Here is a 15,973-nt window from a genome sequence, read left to right on the forward strand (position 1 = left end):
AGCGTGAACCAGTGCCGCACCACCACGACGCAAACCGGAATTGAGAAAACAGCTAAGGTCGGGGTTCGGGCAAGGTGACAATGACCTGAAGTGTCTGGATCGGGAGCATCCAGAACACCACCTCGCTTACCAGGCCTAAAGCACCCCAGACGAATTTGCGCGCGCGAAAATCAGCGATGGCTTTCGCCAAGCAGTATGCACTGGCGCCTAAAATCGCAATGCCCCATATCATCGAAGTCAACATGCTCTTGACGTAACACGCCTTGCCGTGACCAGTAATGTGTCAACCCTGGACCCAATGCTGTGGCACTACTTCTGCCTGGAGAGATTATGCTACCTTCGCCGCTTCGCAAATTCAGGCCTACAGCTATCACGGTATCATCGCGGCGATGATATAGTTTGCCAGATCCCGCTGTGCCGGCGCGAGCCGCACCGCCAGCACGGTGGCGTTGTTGTCAGCATCCATCCACACCAGCCCCCTGATAGGGTCCGCCGATGGACGCAGGCGCGTCATGGTGCCAAGGCCTTCGCGGTGGCCGGGGGTTTCGAACGTCACATAATCCCGGTTTACCCGCTGGATGCGATCATACGGATAGGGGCCGAAAGGGAACTGGCGACGCGGCGCGATACCCTCCGCTATGACGGATTCCACGAAAGCCTTGCGATCGAGAAACAGGCGGGCCGCAATGCGCGCCGCTTCGAACCGGCCAGACGTATCGCCCAGCGAGATGCTGACCTGGATGGCGGGCCCGATCAGTTTGGCCGAAAATGGATCGGCGCCAAGCCCCGTGGGCGAAAGCATCAGCACGGAACCGTTGGAACCATAGAGTTCAAAGCAGCGCCAACCGCGCGGTGCCAGAACGCCGCCGGTGGTATTGCTGGCATACCAGGCCAGCCGTGGTGCCAGTTGCGCCGGCACTTTAGGGGCATGGTCATCATTCCTTGGTGCCGCCAGCGGGCCGGTTTGCCCGTCTGACCGGCAGCCCACGAAGGGCACGGGCAAGTCTTTAGCCCAGGCCGGCGTGCTTGCAGCCGCAATCGCCATCGCCAGCATGATCGCCAACCGCATGCACGCCTCCCCTTTGTGGGAACTGGCCCTAAGGCGACCAAAGCTAACACCAGGCATGAGCCGGGGTCCAGCCGCTCAATCCTTGATCGGCAGCGCCAGCGTGAACGTGGTGCCCTTGCCCGGCTCGGTCTCGCACGAAATCACACCGTGGTGGCGCACCATCACGGTGTGTACGAAGCTGAGGCCAAGACCCGCGCCGCTGGTCTTGGGCCCCAGCCCCACCGGGCCACGGGCAAATCGTTCGAACATGCGCGCGCGCAGGTCTTCGTCCATGCCGCAGCCCTGATCGGCGATCGTGCACAGACCCCAGGCGCTGCCATCGGCACGGACCTGGCGCGTCAGCGTGCAGGTGATGGTGGTGCCATCGGGACTGTATTTGATGGCATTGCCGATAACGTTGCCCAGCGCGCGCGTCAGCAGGGATCGCTCCCCCATCACCAGCATCTGCTCCTCGCCATGGGTAACGATCTCGATCGCCTTGGCGCGCGATTGCGGCCAGAGATCATCGATCGCGTCGATCAGCATGTCACCCAACTCGACCTCTTCCAGCGTATACTCAAGGTATTCCGCGCGGGCGAGTTGCACGAAACCATCGGCCAGGCGCAGTGTGCGCTCGGCATAGTGGCGGATGGCACTGGCTTCTACCGGAGCGATGCGATCGGCCGGCGCGGTTTCCAGCACCGCCAGGATGGAGGCCTGGGGCGAGCGCATGTCGTGTGTCAGGAGTTGCACCACGTCGTCACGCTGGCGCTGCGCGGCCTTGGACTCGCTGATGTCGACAAACCGGATGATCCAGCCGGCACGCTGGCCATCGGCCTGCGTCTGTGGGGCCATGCCCACCAGGTAGAAATGCGCCTGATCGCGCTGTACTTCGTGTGTCGCAGGCTCTTCCGCTTCCGGCGGGAATGGCACCGGGTTGCCGCTGCCAACCAGGCGGACCGCCGATAGCAGGGCCTGGGCCTGGGTAGCGCCGGGAATAATCGGATGCCCAAAGGTGGTGAACAGGCGATGGGCGGCGGCGTTGGCCATCACGATGCGGCCGGGCAGATCGGCCACCAGGGTGGCGTCGGGCAACTGGTCCAGGCGATCGGCCACGAAGTGCTGCATCTCGCGGTTGCGGGCGATGGCCGCATGCAACAGCGCGATCGTGCCGGCGACACCGTGCTTGACCGACCCCACCAAGGCCACGCGGGGCAGTATCGATGGCTCTTGCTCAAGCCGCAACAACTGCACGCGCATGAACTGCTCGATCACGGCAAGCTGTCGCCAGCCCCACAGGGGATAGGCGACGGCAAGCCCGGCGAGCGCCGCCCCGGGCGGCAACCACAAGCGCCACACCAAGAGGCACAGCGCCGCGATCGCGACCACCACGCCAGCGCAAAGAGCAAAGACCACCATGGCCGGCATCCGTCGCCATGGACCCAGGCCGATCATCAGCACCCAAAGTGGCATCAGTCCCAGGCCAAGCCGCGCCGGCATGCCGGCCGGGCGGATCATCGTGCGGCTGATCAGGCCGTTCACCAGATTGGCTTCGATTTCCAGGCCAGACATGACACTGCCGGTGGGTGTGGGATAGCGGCTGCCGAGCCCCGTGGCAGTGGCGCCGACCAGAACCACGCGATCCCGCAGCAGTTCGGGCGGTACTTGCCCGGCAAGCACGGCCGCGGCCGAAACACCCGGCCAGTGCCCGCCGCCAGCGCCGAACGGAATCAAGCGCGCGCCGACCGGCATCGCAAGATGATCAGCGGGTATTGCCGGACTGGTGGCAGCCAACGCGGCCAGGGCCATGAGGTGCTGCGCCGGCCCGGCGGCAACCGTGGCAGACCGCACAACGCCATCGGCGTCAGGATCGATCGTGGCATAGCCGATGCCGCTTGCGGCCTGACGCACGGGCGCGATCGGCAGCACAGGAGCCGCGGCCACACCGGAAAGGCCGGGCGCGGGCGGCACCATCGGCAGAAAGATCGGCCGGGCCGCAGCGATCGAGCCGGCCAGCAGCGCATCGACGGCCGGATCGCCTGGTTCGGTAAACAGCACGTCATAGGCAATTGCACGCGGCTGCCCCGCCGTGATCCGGTCGATCAGCGCGGCATGGATGCCCCGGTTCCAGGGCCAACGTCCCAGCCGCGCAATACTTTCATCGTCGATTTCAACCATCAGCACCGACTGCCCCGGCGCCGGTGCGCCCAGTTGCAGCAGGCGATCGTAGAATGCATTGTCGAGCCGCAGCATCGTGCGGTCGGCGGTCAGCACGATGACCAGCACGCTTGCCGCCAGCAGGATCAGCCACCACTGCGTGCGCAGTTTCAGCTGATGGCCCAGGCTCACCAGGATGCCTCGATCCGCACGCCCTGATAATCGGTCCAGCGCGACACGGTATGCCCGTCGATGATCTCGTCCATCAGCACGCGCCAGCGATAGCGGCCGGGGGCCAGAGCGAGACCGACCAAGGCGTGGCTGGAAAGACCGGCTCGGTCGATCGTCGGACGGTCTTCGCGGCCTGGCTTGGCCAACTGGAAGCGGAAGGTGGCGCGGCTTTCATGCGCCGGGTCCCAGTGGAACACATACTGGCGCACCGGGCCATTCCAGCTTTCTTCCACCGACAGGCGCAGGCTGTTTTCCAGCCGCCGCTCGAATTCGGCGAGGGCCGGCTTGCCTTCCAGCCCATGGCCATCGATCGCGGTAGCGCGGACGAAATAGCGTCCATCGGGCAGACCCGCCAATTGCGCCGAAGATCCGGCCACGACGGTTTCATCCAGCACTTTGAGGAACTGGGCATCGGCCGCCAGTTGCAGGTGATAGGCCCGCGCGCCCGGCAAGGCCTGCCAGGAAAAGCGCAGATCCGCTCCGGTTTGCGGGGCTGCCGCATCAGCCAGCAGCGGCGGCGGCAACAGCGCGATCGGCTCATCCAGATCGCTCGCGGAACCAAAGCCGGCAGGCAGCACCTGCGCGCTGCGCCCCTGGGGATCGAACCCGACCTTACCTTCCAGCACCTCGCTCGTCGCACGGTGCGCATCGGCGTCGTAGCTCATGCGGAAACGGGTGCCGCGCACCGAGGTGACGGCGCCGGGCGTGGCGAACTGAAACGTGCTGGCCGGATCGGTCATCGGCGTGACGGCGGCGCTCGCCCGGCCCCGCTCGATCGCGAACAGGCGCTCCACATGCCGATCCAGCACCACCTTGCGCAGGCGGCGCACCCGCACGGCCGATTGCGATGGCAGCGCGATGCTCGTGTCATCGGGCAGCGTGACGGTGACAAACGAGCGCTGCCCGGTTTCGAGCAGCATGCCCTCGGTCACTGGCATGCCATTGGCCGCCGGCCGGCCATCGATGCGCACCGCGCCGCGCCAGCTCAACACCGTGCCGCGCACCGCTTCCTGCTTGAGCAGCACGCGCGGTATCAACAGGGTCTTGCCAATGGGCAGGCGCAGCGGATCGGCTACACGGTTGAGCTGTTGGACGGAGCGATAGGTCTCGGGCCGAATCAGATAGTCGCTGGCGAGGCGGAACAGGTTGTCACCCGGCCGCACGAGGTACCGCACCATGTCACCCGGGGCGGGCGTCAACAACGCATTGTCGGGCGCTGATGCAGCGTGCGCGGCGCAAGGCGCCAGGAACGCCGCCAGCGACAGCGACTGCGCAAGGGCGAGCGCAAGGCGTGGCCGGGCCACGGCGTCAGGCAGCCAGCGCTTCAAGGCGATATCCATAGGCATAGATCGGCACCAGCTTGAAGCCATTGCCGGGCCGCAGGTTGAGCTTGGTGCGGATGTTGGAGATATGCGCATCCAGCGTGCGCGTGGGCAGATCGGGATTGCGGCCCCACAGCGCCTCGAAGATATAGGCGCGCGACAAGGCGCGGTGCATGTTGCGGAAGAGCAGGAGCGCCAGCGCAAATTCCTTGGCCGTGAGGGCAACCGGCTGCCCCTCCAGCTCCACCGTATCGGCGCGCGTGTCGAACTTGTAGGGGCCAAACTGTTCGACCATGGGGCTGGTCGAAGGATAGGCGCGGCGCACCAGGGCGTTGACCCGCGCCTTGAGCACGGCCGGCGCCACCGGCTTGATCACGTAATCGTCTGCGCCGGCAGAAAGCCCGGCCACGATGTCTTCCTCGGCCGAGCGGCTGGTGAGCATGAGTGCGGGCGGCGGCACTTCCAGGTTGCCGCGTGTCCATTCGATGATGGCAAGCCCGGTCATGCCGGGCACGTTCCAATCGAGAATCAGCAGATCGTAGGTGGTCCGATGCAGGGCGCGCGTCAGCACCTGCCCGTCGCCGAACACCTCGCAACTATGCCCCGCCTCGGCCAGGGTCATTTCCACCAACCCGGCCAAGGCCACGTCATCTTCCAAAATCGCTATGCGCACGGCGGCCCTTCTGCGCCCGCAATTCCCAGGCGACCAACCGCCTCCTTAGCAATGCCTGCGCGCAAAGCGAGATAGCGCAAAATCCCTTTGCAATGTTTTACAGCATGCCCGAAAGCTGAAGTCGGCAGACAAAGGCGATCTGGTGTTTTATCGCCCGGAATGACATCTGCCAAAACCGTCTGCACAGCGGCAGATTCATCGCTGCGGGACCGCCGTGCACAATGTTGAGGAAACGGCATGGATCGCCCGCACACGCCAACTGACGCAGCCTTTGAACCGATCGACGAGATCACTATTGTCGATGGCCGTCTGGGCGGGCTGATCGGCGCTGCACCCAATGCCTATGTGCTGTTCCAACCCGATCTGACGATCGCGGGTTGCAACGACGCTTATGTCGCAGCCGTGGGGCGCCCGCGTGAAACCTTCGTCGGCCTGCCATTGTTCGAGGCTTTTCCGGCTGATCCGGACAGCGAAAGCTACCGCCTGCTGCGCAAGTCGCTCCATCGCGTGCAGCGCGCCCATGAAACCGATCACATTGCCTTCATCCCTTATGCCGTGGGTGATCCGGGGACAGTGCCGACAATGCGCTATTGGAGCGCGACGCACGTACCGATCATGAGCGCGGACGGCAGGTTGCGCTACATCCTGCAGCACACCGCCGACATCACCGCGCTGCTGACCCAAACCGCAGATTCGGGCAGGGCCGCCATCCTCGAGGCAGGCATCCTGATGCGCGCCAACAAGGTGCAGGCCGAAATCGAGCGGATGCGCGATCTGTTCGATCAATCGCCAGGCTTCATCGCCATCCTGCGCGGGCCGGACCACGTGTTCGAAATCGCCAACGCAGCCTACAACCAGTTGATCGGGCATCGACCGCTGTTGGGCCTCCCGCTGCGCGAGGCCTTGCCCGAAGTGGTGGAACAGGGGTTTGTCGACCTGGTGGACGGTGTTTACCGCACCGGGCAGCCCTATATCGGGCGCAGCGCGCTCGTCTCGCTGCAACTGGCGCCGGGCCTTCCGCCGGAAGAACGCTATCTCGATTTCGCCTATCAGCCGCTGCGCGATGCCGCCGGCGCTGTGCACGGGGTTTTCGTGCAGGGCGTGGACGTGACCGAGCAGCAGCGCGCCGAACAGCGCATGGCCACAATCATGCGGGAAAGCGTGCACCGCATCAAGAACACGCTGGCCATGGCCCAGGCGGTGGTTTCCGCCACGCTGCGCGATGCGCATGACATGGTCACCGCACGCCGTGATATCCTGGCCCGGCTGAGCGTGCTGTCGGTAACGCAGCCGGCACTGATCGAAGGGCACTTGGCGCCGGCCGACGTGGCACTCACGGTGATGGCGGTGATGAAGCTGCATGTCGATCTGTTCGGCCGCATCACCATGGAGGGCCCCAGCGCCGAAATCGCGCCCGCTGCCGCACAGGGGCTGGCCCTGATCCTGCACGAGTTGGCGACCAACGCGATCAAGTATGGCGCGCTGTCATGCGACAGCGGCAATCTGTCTCTCACCTGGCAAACCATCCCGGCGGAAAACCGGGTCGAACTGTTGTGGCATGAAAGCGGCGGCCCAGCCGTGCGCCAGCCAGACCGCAAGGGCTTTGGCACCACCCTGATCGAACGCGCCCTGCCCCGCACCGGTGGCAACCGCGTGGACCTGTACTTTGCGCCGGCCGGCGTGCAGTGCCGGATCAGCCTGGCCCTGCGCGCCTGACGCAGCGGATGCGCCCGTCTATCTGACGCGGAACGCCACCAGGCGGGTGGCAAAGGGCGCCAGCACTGGATTGGCAAGATCAGCGCTGGCGTCGGGCTGGGTCGTCAGCAGCACGCGCCCATCGCTGGGCACGTGGCCGCCTGCCCACCCGGAAATGGCGAGGCGCTGTTGGGCAGCGCTCATGTTGAGCAAGACCAGCACGCCCTGGCCCGATCGATCGAGCCGGGCAAAAGCGACGACATCGGCGTTACCGGATTCGAGCGGAACATAGCTGCCCTCGCGCAAGGCAGACAGATCCCTGCGCAGGGTGAGCAATTGCCGGTACCAATTCAGCATCGAATGCGGATCGGCCGACTGGGCGGCCACGTTGGTGGTGGCAGCAGCCCGAGCCACGGGCAACCAGGGCGATCCGGTCGTGAAGCCGCCGTCAGCCGCGCGATCGCATCATCGTGCACCCCATCGCCGAAGGCGGCGCGCCGCGACGGCAGGGACAAAGGCCAGCGTGCAAATCACCGTTCCCGCTGCCAGCGTGATGGCAAGAGCCCGGAGATGGTGATGCAACGATATCATGCGCGCGGTCTCCGCCAAGGCAACGACAGGAACGTGCCAGCGCCGCATCTTGCCGATTGCACAGCGCTCGCCATGAAACACAGCGTGGCACGGCGCGGCAGGCTATGCAATCGGTTGCAATTCCCCGATCAGGCGAGCTCGGTATTCCGTGCGGCGCTTGGCCGGCAGGCCACGCCGGCCACGGCAGCGGGCGCCTGGTCTGCACCGCGCAGCGCAAGGATCTGCGTCCGGAAAGAGGCAAAGGCCATCTCGGCCATGCGCCGCGCCTCGGCCTCGCCCCGGATGAGATCGTGCTGCATCAGACCCAGCGACAGCATCAGCAGCATGTCGGCCATACAGACACGGGCCGATGCCACGTCATCGCCAGGCAAGAGAACTTCGATCGCGCGGAGCAGGCCGGCGTGCACGGTGTTGTGGCAGCGCTTGAAGATTTCGGCCACCTTGGGATTGCGGGCAGACTCGGCCACGATTTCCGCGATCAGCACGTTGGGGCAATCGGGATCGGGAATCAGGAAATCGTGCAACCATTGCCACACTGCCGATTCGTCACGGAGGGCAACGCCCAGCACGATATCACCACGTTCCAAGAATTCGCCGGAGTCAGACGCCACGATCTCGGCGATGATCGCTTCCTTGGACGCGAAATCGCGATAGAGCTGGCCCACGGCCACGCCCGATTCCTTGGCAATCTGAGCCACGCCGGTTGCATGAAAACCGTTTTCTATAAATAGCTTACGCGCAGCAGCGGTAATCTTTTCCCGCCGCTGTGCCGCCTTGCCCCCCGCCCTGAGGCACACTGGCGCCTGATCCGTAATCATAGCCTCTCTCTACCCAAAATTTCCTGCTTGACCACTGGCCCCCCGGCGCAGTAGCGCAAATTTGTGAGTGATCGTTCACTCTCATACACTGATCGGCAGGATTTTGCATGACATTTTTGCGACGCGTCACCCCGGCGCTGGCTTTGGCCCTTGCGGCATGCGGATCGCAACCCCCAGGCGCGGGTGGTCCCGGCGGGCCAGGCGGCGCTGCGCCTGCCGTTTCGGTGGTGGCGGTGCAGGAACAGCCCCTGCCGATCACGGCCGAATTTCCGGGCCGGACGGTGGCCTACGAAACATCCGACGTGCGGCCCCAGGTCAACGGCCTGATCCAGTCGCGCCTGTTCACCGAGGGTGATTTCGTGCGCGCCGGCCAGCCGCTCTATCGCATCGATCCAGCGCCCTATCAGGCCCAGGTGATGAGCGCGCGGGCAGCGCTGGCCAAGGCCCGCGCCGCGATCGCCTCGACCCAGGCCCAGGCGAGCCGCTATGGCGAACTGGTCAAGATCAACGCCATCGCCCGCCAGGACTATGACAACGCGGTGAGCACCGCCGGACAGGCCCGGGCCGATGTGGCGGCACAGGAAGCTGCCCTTCGGACCGCGCAGATTGATCTCGCGCGCACGACCATCACCGCGCCGATCAGCGGGCGCATCGGCCGCTCGCTCACCACCACGGGCGGGCTGGTTTCGGCCGCACAGGCCACCGCGCTCACCACGATCCAGCGCATCGATCCGGTCTATGTGGATATTCCCCAATCCAGCGCCGACCTGCTCAAGCTGCGCCGCCAGATCATGGACGGCAAGCTGACCAAGGACGGCAAGGCCAAAGTCCAGCTGATCCTGGAAGATGGCAGCACCTATCCGCTGCAAGGCGACCTCCTGTTCACCGACGTGACCGTGGATCAGGCGACCGGTTCGCAGGTGCTGCGCGCCGTGTTCCCCAATCCGCGCAGCCTGCTGCTGCCGGGCATGTTCGTTCGCGCCCGCCTGGTGCAGGGCACGGTGCAGAATGCCATGCTGGTGCCACAACAGGCGTTGACCCGCGATGAACATGGCAATGCCGTGGTCATGGTCGTTGGCGCGCAGAACAAGGTGGAAGCGCGCCCGGTGCAGACCGGCGGCACGCAGGGTGACAAGTGGATCGTTACCGGCGGGCTGCGCAGCGGCGACAAGGTGATCGTGGAAGGTGGCATGATGCTGCAGCCGGGGATGCCGGTGAATCCGCAGCCCTGGAACCCCAACGCCCCGGCCGGCACAGCACCCGGCCAGGCACAGGGAAAGTAATCCTGCATGTCACGCTTTTTCATCGACCGGCCCATCTTCGCATGGGTCATCGCGATCGTGCTGATGCTGGCCGGCGTTCTGGCGATCCGCACGCTGCCGATCTCGCAGTTTCCGGCAATTGCCCCACCGGCGGTGTCGATCACCGCCACCTATCCCGGGGCTGACGCCGAAACCCTGGAGAAGACCACCACCCAGATCATCGAACAGCAGATGAAGGGGCTGGATCACCTGCGGTATTTCTCGTCCTCGTCCTCCGCTGCGGGCACGGTGACGATCACTCTCACGTTCGAGCAGGGCACCAACCCTGATATCGCCCAGGTGCAGGTGCAGAACAAGCTGCAGGCGGCCACCCCGCTCCTGCCGCAGGAAGTGCAGCAGCAGGGCCTGCAAGTCGCCAAGGCGACGCAGAACTTCCTGATGTTCGTTGGCCTGTATTCGGAGAGCGGCAAGCGTTCCGGCGCGGACTTGGCCGACACCCTCGTTTCCAAGCTGCAGGATCCCCTGTCGCGCGTTTCGGGCGTGGGTGACACGCAGATTTTCGGGTCGCAATACGCGATGCGCGTCTGGCTCGATCCGCTCAAGCTGAACCAGTACGCCCTGTCGGTCGCCGATGTCACGGCCGCGCTGAAAGCGCAGAACGCCCAGGTTTCGGCCGGCCAGATCGGCGCCCTGCCCGCACCGGGCACGCAGATGCTCAACGCGACCGTGGCGGTGCAATCACGCCTGTCCACGCCAGAGGAATTCTCCAAGATCCGCCTCAAGATCGGCAGCGACGGCGCCGTGGTTCGCCTGGGCGACGTTGCCCGCGTCGAGGTTGGCGCGGAAAACTACGGCTTTGAATCCAAGTGGAATGGCAAGCCTGCCGCTGGTCTCGGGATCAAGCTGGCGCCTGGCGCCAACGCGCTGGACACCGTTGACGCCATCAAGGCCCGCGTGAACGAGCTTTCCACGCAGTTCCCGTCTGACATCAAGGTCATCTACCCCTACGATACCACGCCGTTCGTCCGCCTTTCGGTGGAGCAGGTCGTGCACACCCTGGTCGAGGCCGTGGTGCTGGTGTTCCTCGTGATGTTCCTGTTCCTGCAGAACTGGCGCGCCACGCTGATCCCCACGATCGCCGTTCCGGTCGTTCTGCTGGGCACCTTTGCCGTCATGGCGGTGGCGGGCTATTCGATCAACACGCTCACGCTGTTCGGGATGGTCCTGGCCATCGGCCTCTTGGTCGACGACGCGATCGTGGTGGTCGAAAACGTCGAGCGCCTGATCGTGACCGAGCACCTCAGTCCGATCGACGCGGCGCGCAAATCGATGAACGAGATTTCCGGCGCGCTGATCGGCATCGCCATGGTGCTGGCGGCCGTGTTCCTGCCGATGGCGTTCTTCGGCGGGTCGACCGGGGTGATCTATCGCCAGTTCTCGATCACGATCGTGTCGGCCATGGCGCTTTCCGTGCTCGTCGCCCTGGTGCTGACGCCCGCGCTGTGCGCCGCCATTCTCAAGCCGCACAAGCCCAATGAGCAGGAAAGCAATGGGCCGCTGGCCCGTTTCTTCCGCTGGTTCAACGAAAAATTCGATGCCGGCCAAGAACGCTACGAACGCAGCGTGCGCTCCACCGCGCGCAACTGGAAACGTTCGATGGTGGTCTATGCCCTGATCGTGGGCGGGTTGGCGCTGTTGTTCGTGCGGCTGCCCGGCGGGTTCCTTCCCGATGAAGACCAGGGCATGGTCATCGCTCTGGTCCAAGGCCCAGCCGGCTCTACCGCCGCGCGCACGGAAAAGGGCCTCACCGTGATCCGTGACCACTTCACCAAGCAGGAAAGCGCCAACATTGCCGGCGTGTTCACGGTGAACGGTTTCAGTTTCGCGGGATCGGGCCAGAACAGCGGCCTCGCATTCGTACCGCTCAAGCCGTGGAGCGAACGTTCTGGCAAGGCCAACGCGGCCCAGTCGATCGCCGGGCGCGCCATGGGCGCGTTTGCCGCCTATCGCGACGGGCTGATCTTCGCGATCACCCCGCCCGCCGTGCAGGAACTGGGCAATGCCACCGGGTTCGACCTGCAGTTGGTGGACCAGGCCGGACTGGGGCACGCCCGGCTGCTGCAAATTCGCAACATGATGTTGGGCATGGCCATGCAGGACAAGAGCATGGTCGGCGTACGCCCCAACTCGCTCGACGATGCGCCGCAGCTCAAGGTGACGGTGGATCAGGAAAAGGCGGGCGCGCTCGGCCTCGATCTGTCCACGATCAACAGCACGATCGCCACGGCCTGGGGCGGCAGCTACGTCAACGACTTCGTCGATCGCGGCCGTGTAAAGCGGGTCTATGTCCAGGCCGATGCGCCCTATCGCATGGCGCCCGAAGACATGGACAAGCTGTTCGTGCGATCCAGCAACGGCAGCATGACGCCCTTCAGCGCCTTTTCCACGATCTCGTGGGAAAAGGGGCCGGTGCAGCTCACCCGCTACAACGGCCTGCCTTCGATGGAAATTCTCGGCGCCCCGGCACCGGGCGTCGCCACCGGCAGCGCCATGGCGGCAATGGAGGCGATCCACGCCAAGCTGCCCCCGGGCACAGCGCTGGAATGGACCGGCCTTTCCTATGAAGAACGGCTTTCGGGTGGGCAGGCGCCGGCGCTTTACGGCCTGTCGCTGCTGATCGTGTTCTTGTGCCTTGCCGCGCTGTACGAAAGCTGGTCAGTTCCGCTCTCGGTGATCATGGTTGTGCCGCTTGGCGTGATCGGCGCAGTGCTGGCAGCCACGCTGACGGGGTTGAACAACGATATCTACCTTCAGGTGGGCTTGATCACCACCATCGGGGTGTCGGCCAAGAACGCGATCCTGATCGTGGAATTTGCCGAAGAGCGCATGCGCGACGGCATGGGCGCGTTCGACGCGGCGATCAGCGCCGCCCGGCTGCGCCTGCGACCGATCCTGATGACCAGCCTTGCCTTCATCTTCGGCGTGCTGCCCCTGGCAGTGGCGACCGGGGCTGGTGCTGGCGGCCAGAATGCCATCGGTCGTGCCGTCGTGGGCGGCATGCTCTCCGCAACGGTGCTGGCGATCTTCCTTGTGCCGATGTTCTTCGTGGTGGTCTTCAACCTCTTCACGCGGCGCAAGCAGGCCGATCAAACCCACACCCAAGACGACGAGGGTGCATCCGCGCCCCAGGGAGTCTGACTGTCGTGACCAAATCCCAAACCGTGCTCGCGGCCGTGCTGCCTGCCCTGCTCTTGTCGGGCTGCAACCTGGCGCCGCGCTATGCCCGGCCGGCGCCGGCCGTGCCGCCGGCCCTGCCCCAGGGCCAAGACGTCTATCCAGCGGCTGACGCTGCCCAGACGCAAGACCTGGCCCGGATCGGCTGGCGCGAATTCTTTCGCGACGATCGCCTGCGCCAGGTGATCGAGCTGGGCCTGGCCAACAACCAGGACCTGCGCCTGGCCGTGGCCAATGTGCAGGCGGCGCGCGCGCAATATCGCTCGCAACGCGCCAACCTGTTCCCGGCGATCAGCGCCAGCGGATCGGGCACTTACACCAACACCGCGTCCTTTGCCGCCAGCGCTGGTGGCGCGGCCAGCGCGGGCCCGGCCGACATCCAGTATTTCACTGGCAACGTAGGGCTGTCTTCGTTCGAGATCGACCTATTCGGACGCCTGCGCAACCTTTCCAAGGCGGCGCAGGAGCAGTACCTGGCCAGCGAGGAAGGGCGGCGCGCCACGCGTGTCACCCTGATCGGTGAAATCGCCGCGGCCTGGCTGACGCTGGGCGCGGATCGCGATCAGTTGGCCACGTCCGAACGCACGCTAAAGGCCTATGCGCAGAGCCTGGACCTGACCAAGGCGCAGTTCCGCATCGGCGTGACCTCTGCCCTGGAAATGCAGCAGGCGGAAACCAGCTATCAATCGGCGCGCAATGACATTGCCGTGCTGCAAACCCAGGTGGCGCAGGATCTCAACGCGCTACAGCTGCTGACCGGTGCGCCTGTGCCCACCGAATTGCAACCGCAGGGGCTGGCAACCGAACCGGCAACGATCGATGCTCTTCCGGGCAATCTTGGTTCCGACGTGCTGCTGCGCCGGCCCGACGTGCTCCAGGCCGAGCACCAGTTAATCGCGCAGAACGCCAATATCGGCGCGGCGCGGGCCGCGTTCTTCCCGCGCATATCGCTTACCGCCACGATCGGCACGATCAGTTCGACGCTGAGCAACCTGTTCTCGTCGGGAACGGGAACCTACACCGTCTCGCCCTCAGCCAGCCTGCCGCTGTTCAATTTCGGGCAGAACCAGGCCAATCTCGATTATGCTAAGGCATCACGCGATGCGGCGGTGGCGACCTATCAGAAAACCATCCAGACCGCATTCCGCGAGGTTTCCGATGCGCTGGCCCAGCGCGGCACCATCGACGAACAGATGGCGGCGCAAACCGCCCGGGTTCAGGCGGCGCAGCAGGCGGCGATGCTGTCTGACGCGCGGTTCCGCGCCGGGGTGGAATCCTTCCTCACCGCCCTTGATTCACAGCGTAGCGCCTATGCCGCGCAGCAGCAGTTGGTGACCACGCGCCTGGCCCGGGCCAACAACCTGGTTACGCTCTATCGCACCTTGGGAGGCGGCCTCGATTGAATCGCTTGCCAAAGCGCCAGACCGGAATAGTATCTGTTGCATAACATATATGCGGAAGAGGTCTGGCGATGAGCGAAGGCATGCGTGACGGCGTAACCGATGCGGGCGATGAAAGCCTGATCATCCTCGAATCGCTGCTGTGTCTGATGCGGGAAAAGAATCTGCTGAGCCGCAGCGATATCGAGCTGCTGTGCGAAAAGGTGGAGCGTCGTGCCACCGGCACCAGCCGCAATCCCTTGCCGTGCAACAATGGCAGCGCGACCGAGGCTGTCAGCTACCTGCGCCGTCTTTCTGCCTATCTTGGTCAGCGCTATGGCGGCAAGCACATGCGCCGCGGCGCCGCCAACTGATCCACCAACCCGTGCCGGGCGGCAGAGTGTCCACCGCCCGGCCTGGGTTGTTTTCCTTCACGCCCTCACTGCTGGGCCCATCAACCCAGCACTTCCGCCATGTCCACCGCGCGGTGCTCACGCGCGCTGATCTCGGCCGCCGTGCCGATGGCCACGGCCATGAGCCCGTCATGGGCCGTCACCAGCACATCTCCTTCGCCCCGCACCGCGCGCGCAAACGCCGCGTGCTGGTAATAGGTCGACCCGTGGTGTGATCCGGCCGCCAGCGCGGTTTCGTCCACCGCCACGTGCCGGCGTTCCACCGCCTTTGGCCCCGGCCAGGGCACGCGCGGCGACCACACCAGGTCTCCGGGCGGGATCAACACATCCAGCCGGCCCTTGTCGCCCGTCGCGCTCATTTCTTCCTGGTGTTCGGCGCCTTCGGCAAACATGCACAGATCGAGCATCGCGCGGGTGCCGTTGGCAAAGTCCACCGTGGTAAAGCTGTTATCAATGATATCAGGGCGTGCACCCTCATAGCGCTCGTCCACGTGGTTCACGTCCATGGCGCCCGAGCAATAGACCCGCACCGGCTCGCTCTGCGTGATCAGCCGCATCAGATCGAAGAAGTGGCAGCATTTTTCGACCATGGTGCCGCCGGTCTTGGCCGAAAAGCGGTTCCAGTCGCGCACCTTGACCAGGAACGGGAAGCGGTGCTCGCGAATCGAGAGCATCTGCAGCGCGCCCACCTGGCCGGCGTGGATGGCATCGATGAACGCGGCAGCGGGCGGCATGAAGCGGTATTCCATGCCGGTCCAGAACGGCGCGCGGCGCGCGGCGGCCTGCTCCACCACCCAGCGCGCATCGGCCATGGTGGTGCACAGCGGCTTTTCACACAGGATCGCTACGTCGCTGGCCAGCAGCGGCTCCAAAACGGCGCGATGGGTAAAATTGGGCGACGCCACGACCACGGCATCGATTCCGCCCGCGGCTACCAGGCTGGCGGCATCAGCATGCACGGCCACATCCTGGCCCGCATCGCCCAGCGCGGCCCGCGCCCAATCGATCGAGGTTGCTTCGGGATCAGCGATGGCGACGATTTCGGCATCGGGCAACAGCTTGATATTGTGGATATGCTCCACCCCCATCATGCCGGTGCCAACCAAGCCGTAACGCAGTTTCTCTACCATCACCAAGCTCCTTGTGCCAT

General features: G+C 65.0%; 12 protein-coding genes. 5 read left to right on the forward strand and 7 right to left on the reverse strand.

The features are described from left to right. Nucleotides 1-370: 370 nt before the first annotated feature. The 4 genes from C8K14_RS07755 to C8K14_RS07770 all read right to left on the reverse strand — a co-directional run bounded on the left by C8K14_RS07755 (nt 371) and on the right by C8K14_RS07770 (nt 5,431). Entirely contained in the window at nt 371-1,069 is a 699-nt protein-coding gene (locus C8K14_RS07755) for a hypothetical protein (protein ID WP_133726777.1), read from the reverse strand. A 75-nt stretch (nt 1,070-1,144) separates the two neighbouring features. Further along, the gene (locus C8K14_RS07760; protein ID WP_233250958.1) at nt 1,145-3,397 is read right to left on the reverse strand and encodes a CHASE2 domain-containing protein; all 2,253 of its coding nucleotides are present in this window, start codon (nt 3,395-3,397) and stop codon (nt 1,145-1,147) included. Beyond that, the gene (locus tag C8K14_RS07765; RefSeq protein WP_233250959.1) at nt 3,394-4,764 is read right to left on the reverse strand and encodes a FecR domain-containing protein; all 1,371 of its coding nucleotides are present in this window, start codon (nt 4,762-4,764) and stop codon (nt 3,394-3,396) included. Before C8K14_RS07765 ends, C8K14_RS07760 begins: the two co-directional genes overlap by 4 nt. Further along, complete coding sequence (locus tag C8K14_RS07770) at nt 4,745-5,431, reverse strand: response regulator transcription factor (RefSeq protein ID WP_022676752.1); 687 nt, start codon at nt 5,429-5,431, stop codon at nt 4,745-4,747. Before C8K14_RS07770 ends, C8K14_RS07765 begins: the two co-directional genes overlap by 20 nt. Nucleotides 5,432-5,668: 237 nt before the next feature. Here C8K14_RS07770 and C8K14_RS07775 point away from each other — a divergent pair, with 237 nt between their 5' ends. Further along, the gene (locus tag C8K14_RS07775) at nt 5,669-7,147 is read left to right on the forward strand and encodes a sensor histidine kinase (RefSeq protein WP_107716235.1); all 1,479 of its coding nucleotides are present in this window, start codon (nt 5,669-5,671) and stop codon (nt 7,145-7,147) included. Between the two features lie 18 nt (nt 7,148-7,165). On the opposite strand, the gene C8K14_RS07780 is transcribed toward C8K14_RS07775, so the two are convergent. Continuing rightward, the gene (locus C8K14_RS07780; protein ID WP_107716236.1) at nt 7,166-7,540 is read right to left on the reverse strand and encodes a DUF3459 domain-containing protein; all 375 of its coding nucleotides are present in this window, start codon (nt 7,538-7,540) and stop codon (nt 7,166-7,168) included. 305 nt (nt 7,541-7,845) lie between these two features. Next, entirely contained in the window at nt 7,846-8,535 is a 690-nt protein-coding gene (locus C8K14_RS07785) for a TetR/AcrR family transcriptional regulator (protein ID WP_107716237.1), read from the reverse strand. Nucleotides 8,536-8,642: 107 nt separating this feature from the next. Here C8K14_RS07785 and C8K14_RS07790 point away from each other — a divergent pair, with 107 nt between their 5' ends. The 4 genes from C8K14_RS07790 (at nt 8,643) to C8K14_RS07805 (ending at nt 14,784) form a co-directional block, all read left to right on the forward strand. Continuing rightward, on the forward strand, nt 8,643-9,818 hold the full coding sequence (locus tag C8K14_RS07790; RefSeq protein WP_107716238.1) for an efflux RND transporter periplasmic adaptor subunit: 1,176 nt from the start codon (nt 8,643-8,645) through the stop codon (nt 9,816-9,818). 6 nt (nt 9,819-9,824) lie between these two features. Beyond that, nucleotides 9,825-12,995, forward strand: coding sequence for an efflux RND transporter permease subunit (locus C8K14_RS07795; protein ID WP_107716239.1), 3,171 nt, complete (start codon nt 9,825-9,827; stop codon nt 12,993-12,995). Nucleotides 12,996-13,000: 5 nt separating this feature from the next. Next, complete coding sequence (locus tag C8K14_RS07800; protein ID WP_107716240.1) at nt 13,001-14,434, forward strand: efflux transporter outer membrane subunit; 1,434 nt, start codon at nt 13,001-13,003, stop codon at nt 14,432-14,434. Between the two features lie 68 nt (nt 14,435-14,502). Beyond that, nucleotides 14,503-14,784 (forward strand): hypothetical protein, encoded by a 282-nt coding sequence (locus C8K14_RS07805; RefSeq protein ID WP_233250961.1) that lies wholly within the window; start codon nt 14,503-14,505, stop codon nt 14,782-14,784. An 80-nt stretch (nt 14,785-14,864) separates the two neighbouring features. On the opposite strand, the gene C8K14_RS07810 is transcribed toward C8K14_RS07805, so the two are convergent. Then, nucleotides 14,865-15,953, reverse strand: coding sequence for a Gfo/Idh/MocA family protein (locus tag C8K14_RS07810; RefSeq protein ID WP_171795945.1), 1,089 nt, complete (start codon nt 15,951-15,953; stop codon nt 14,865-14,867). Between the last annotated feature and the right edge of the window lie 20 nt (nt 15,954-15,973).

Source organism: Novosphingobium sp. GV079 (assembly GCF_003058045.1).
Lineage (GTDB): Bacteria > Pseudomonadota > Alphaproteobacteria > Sphingomonadales > Sphingomonadaceae > Novosphingobium > Novosphingobium capsulatum.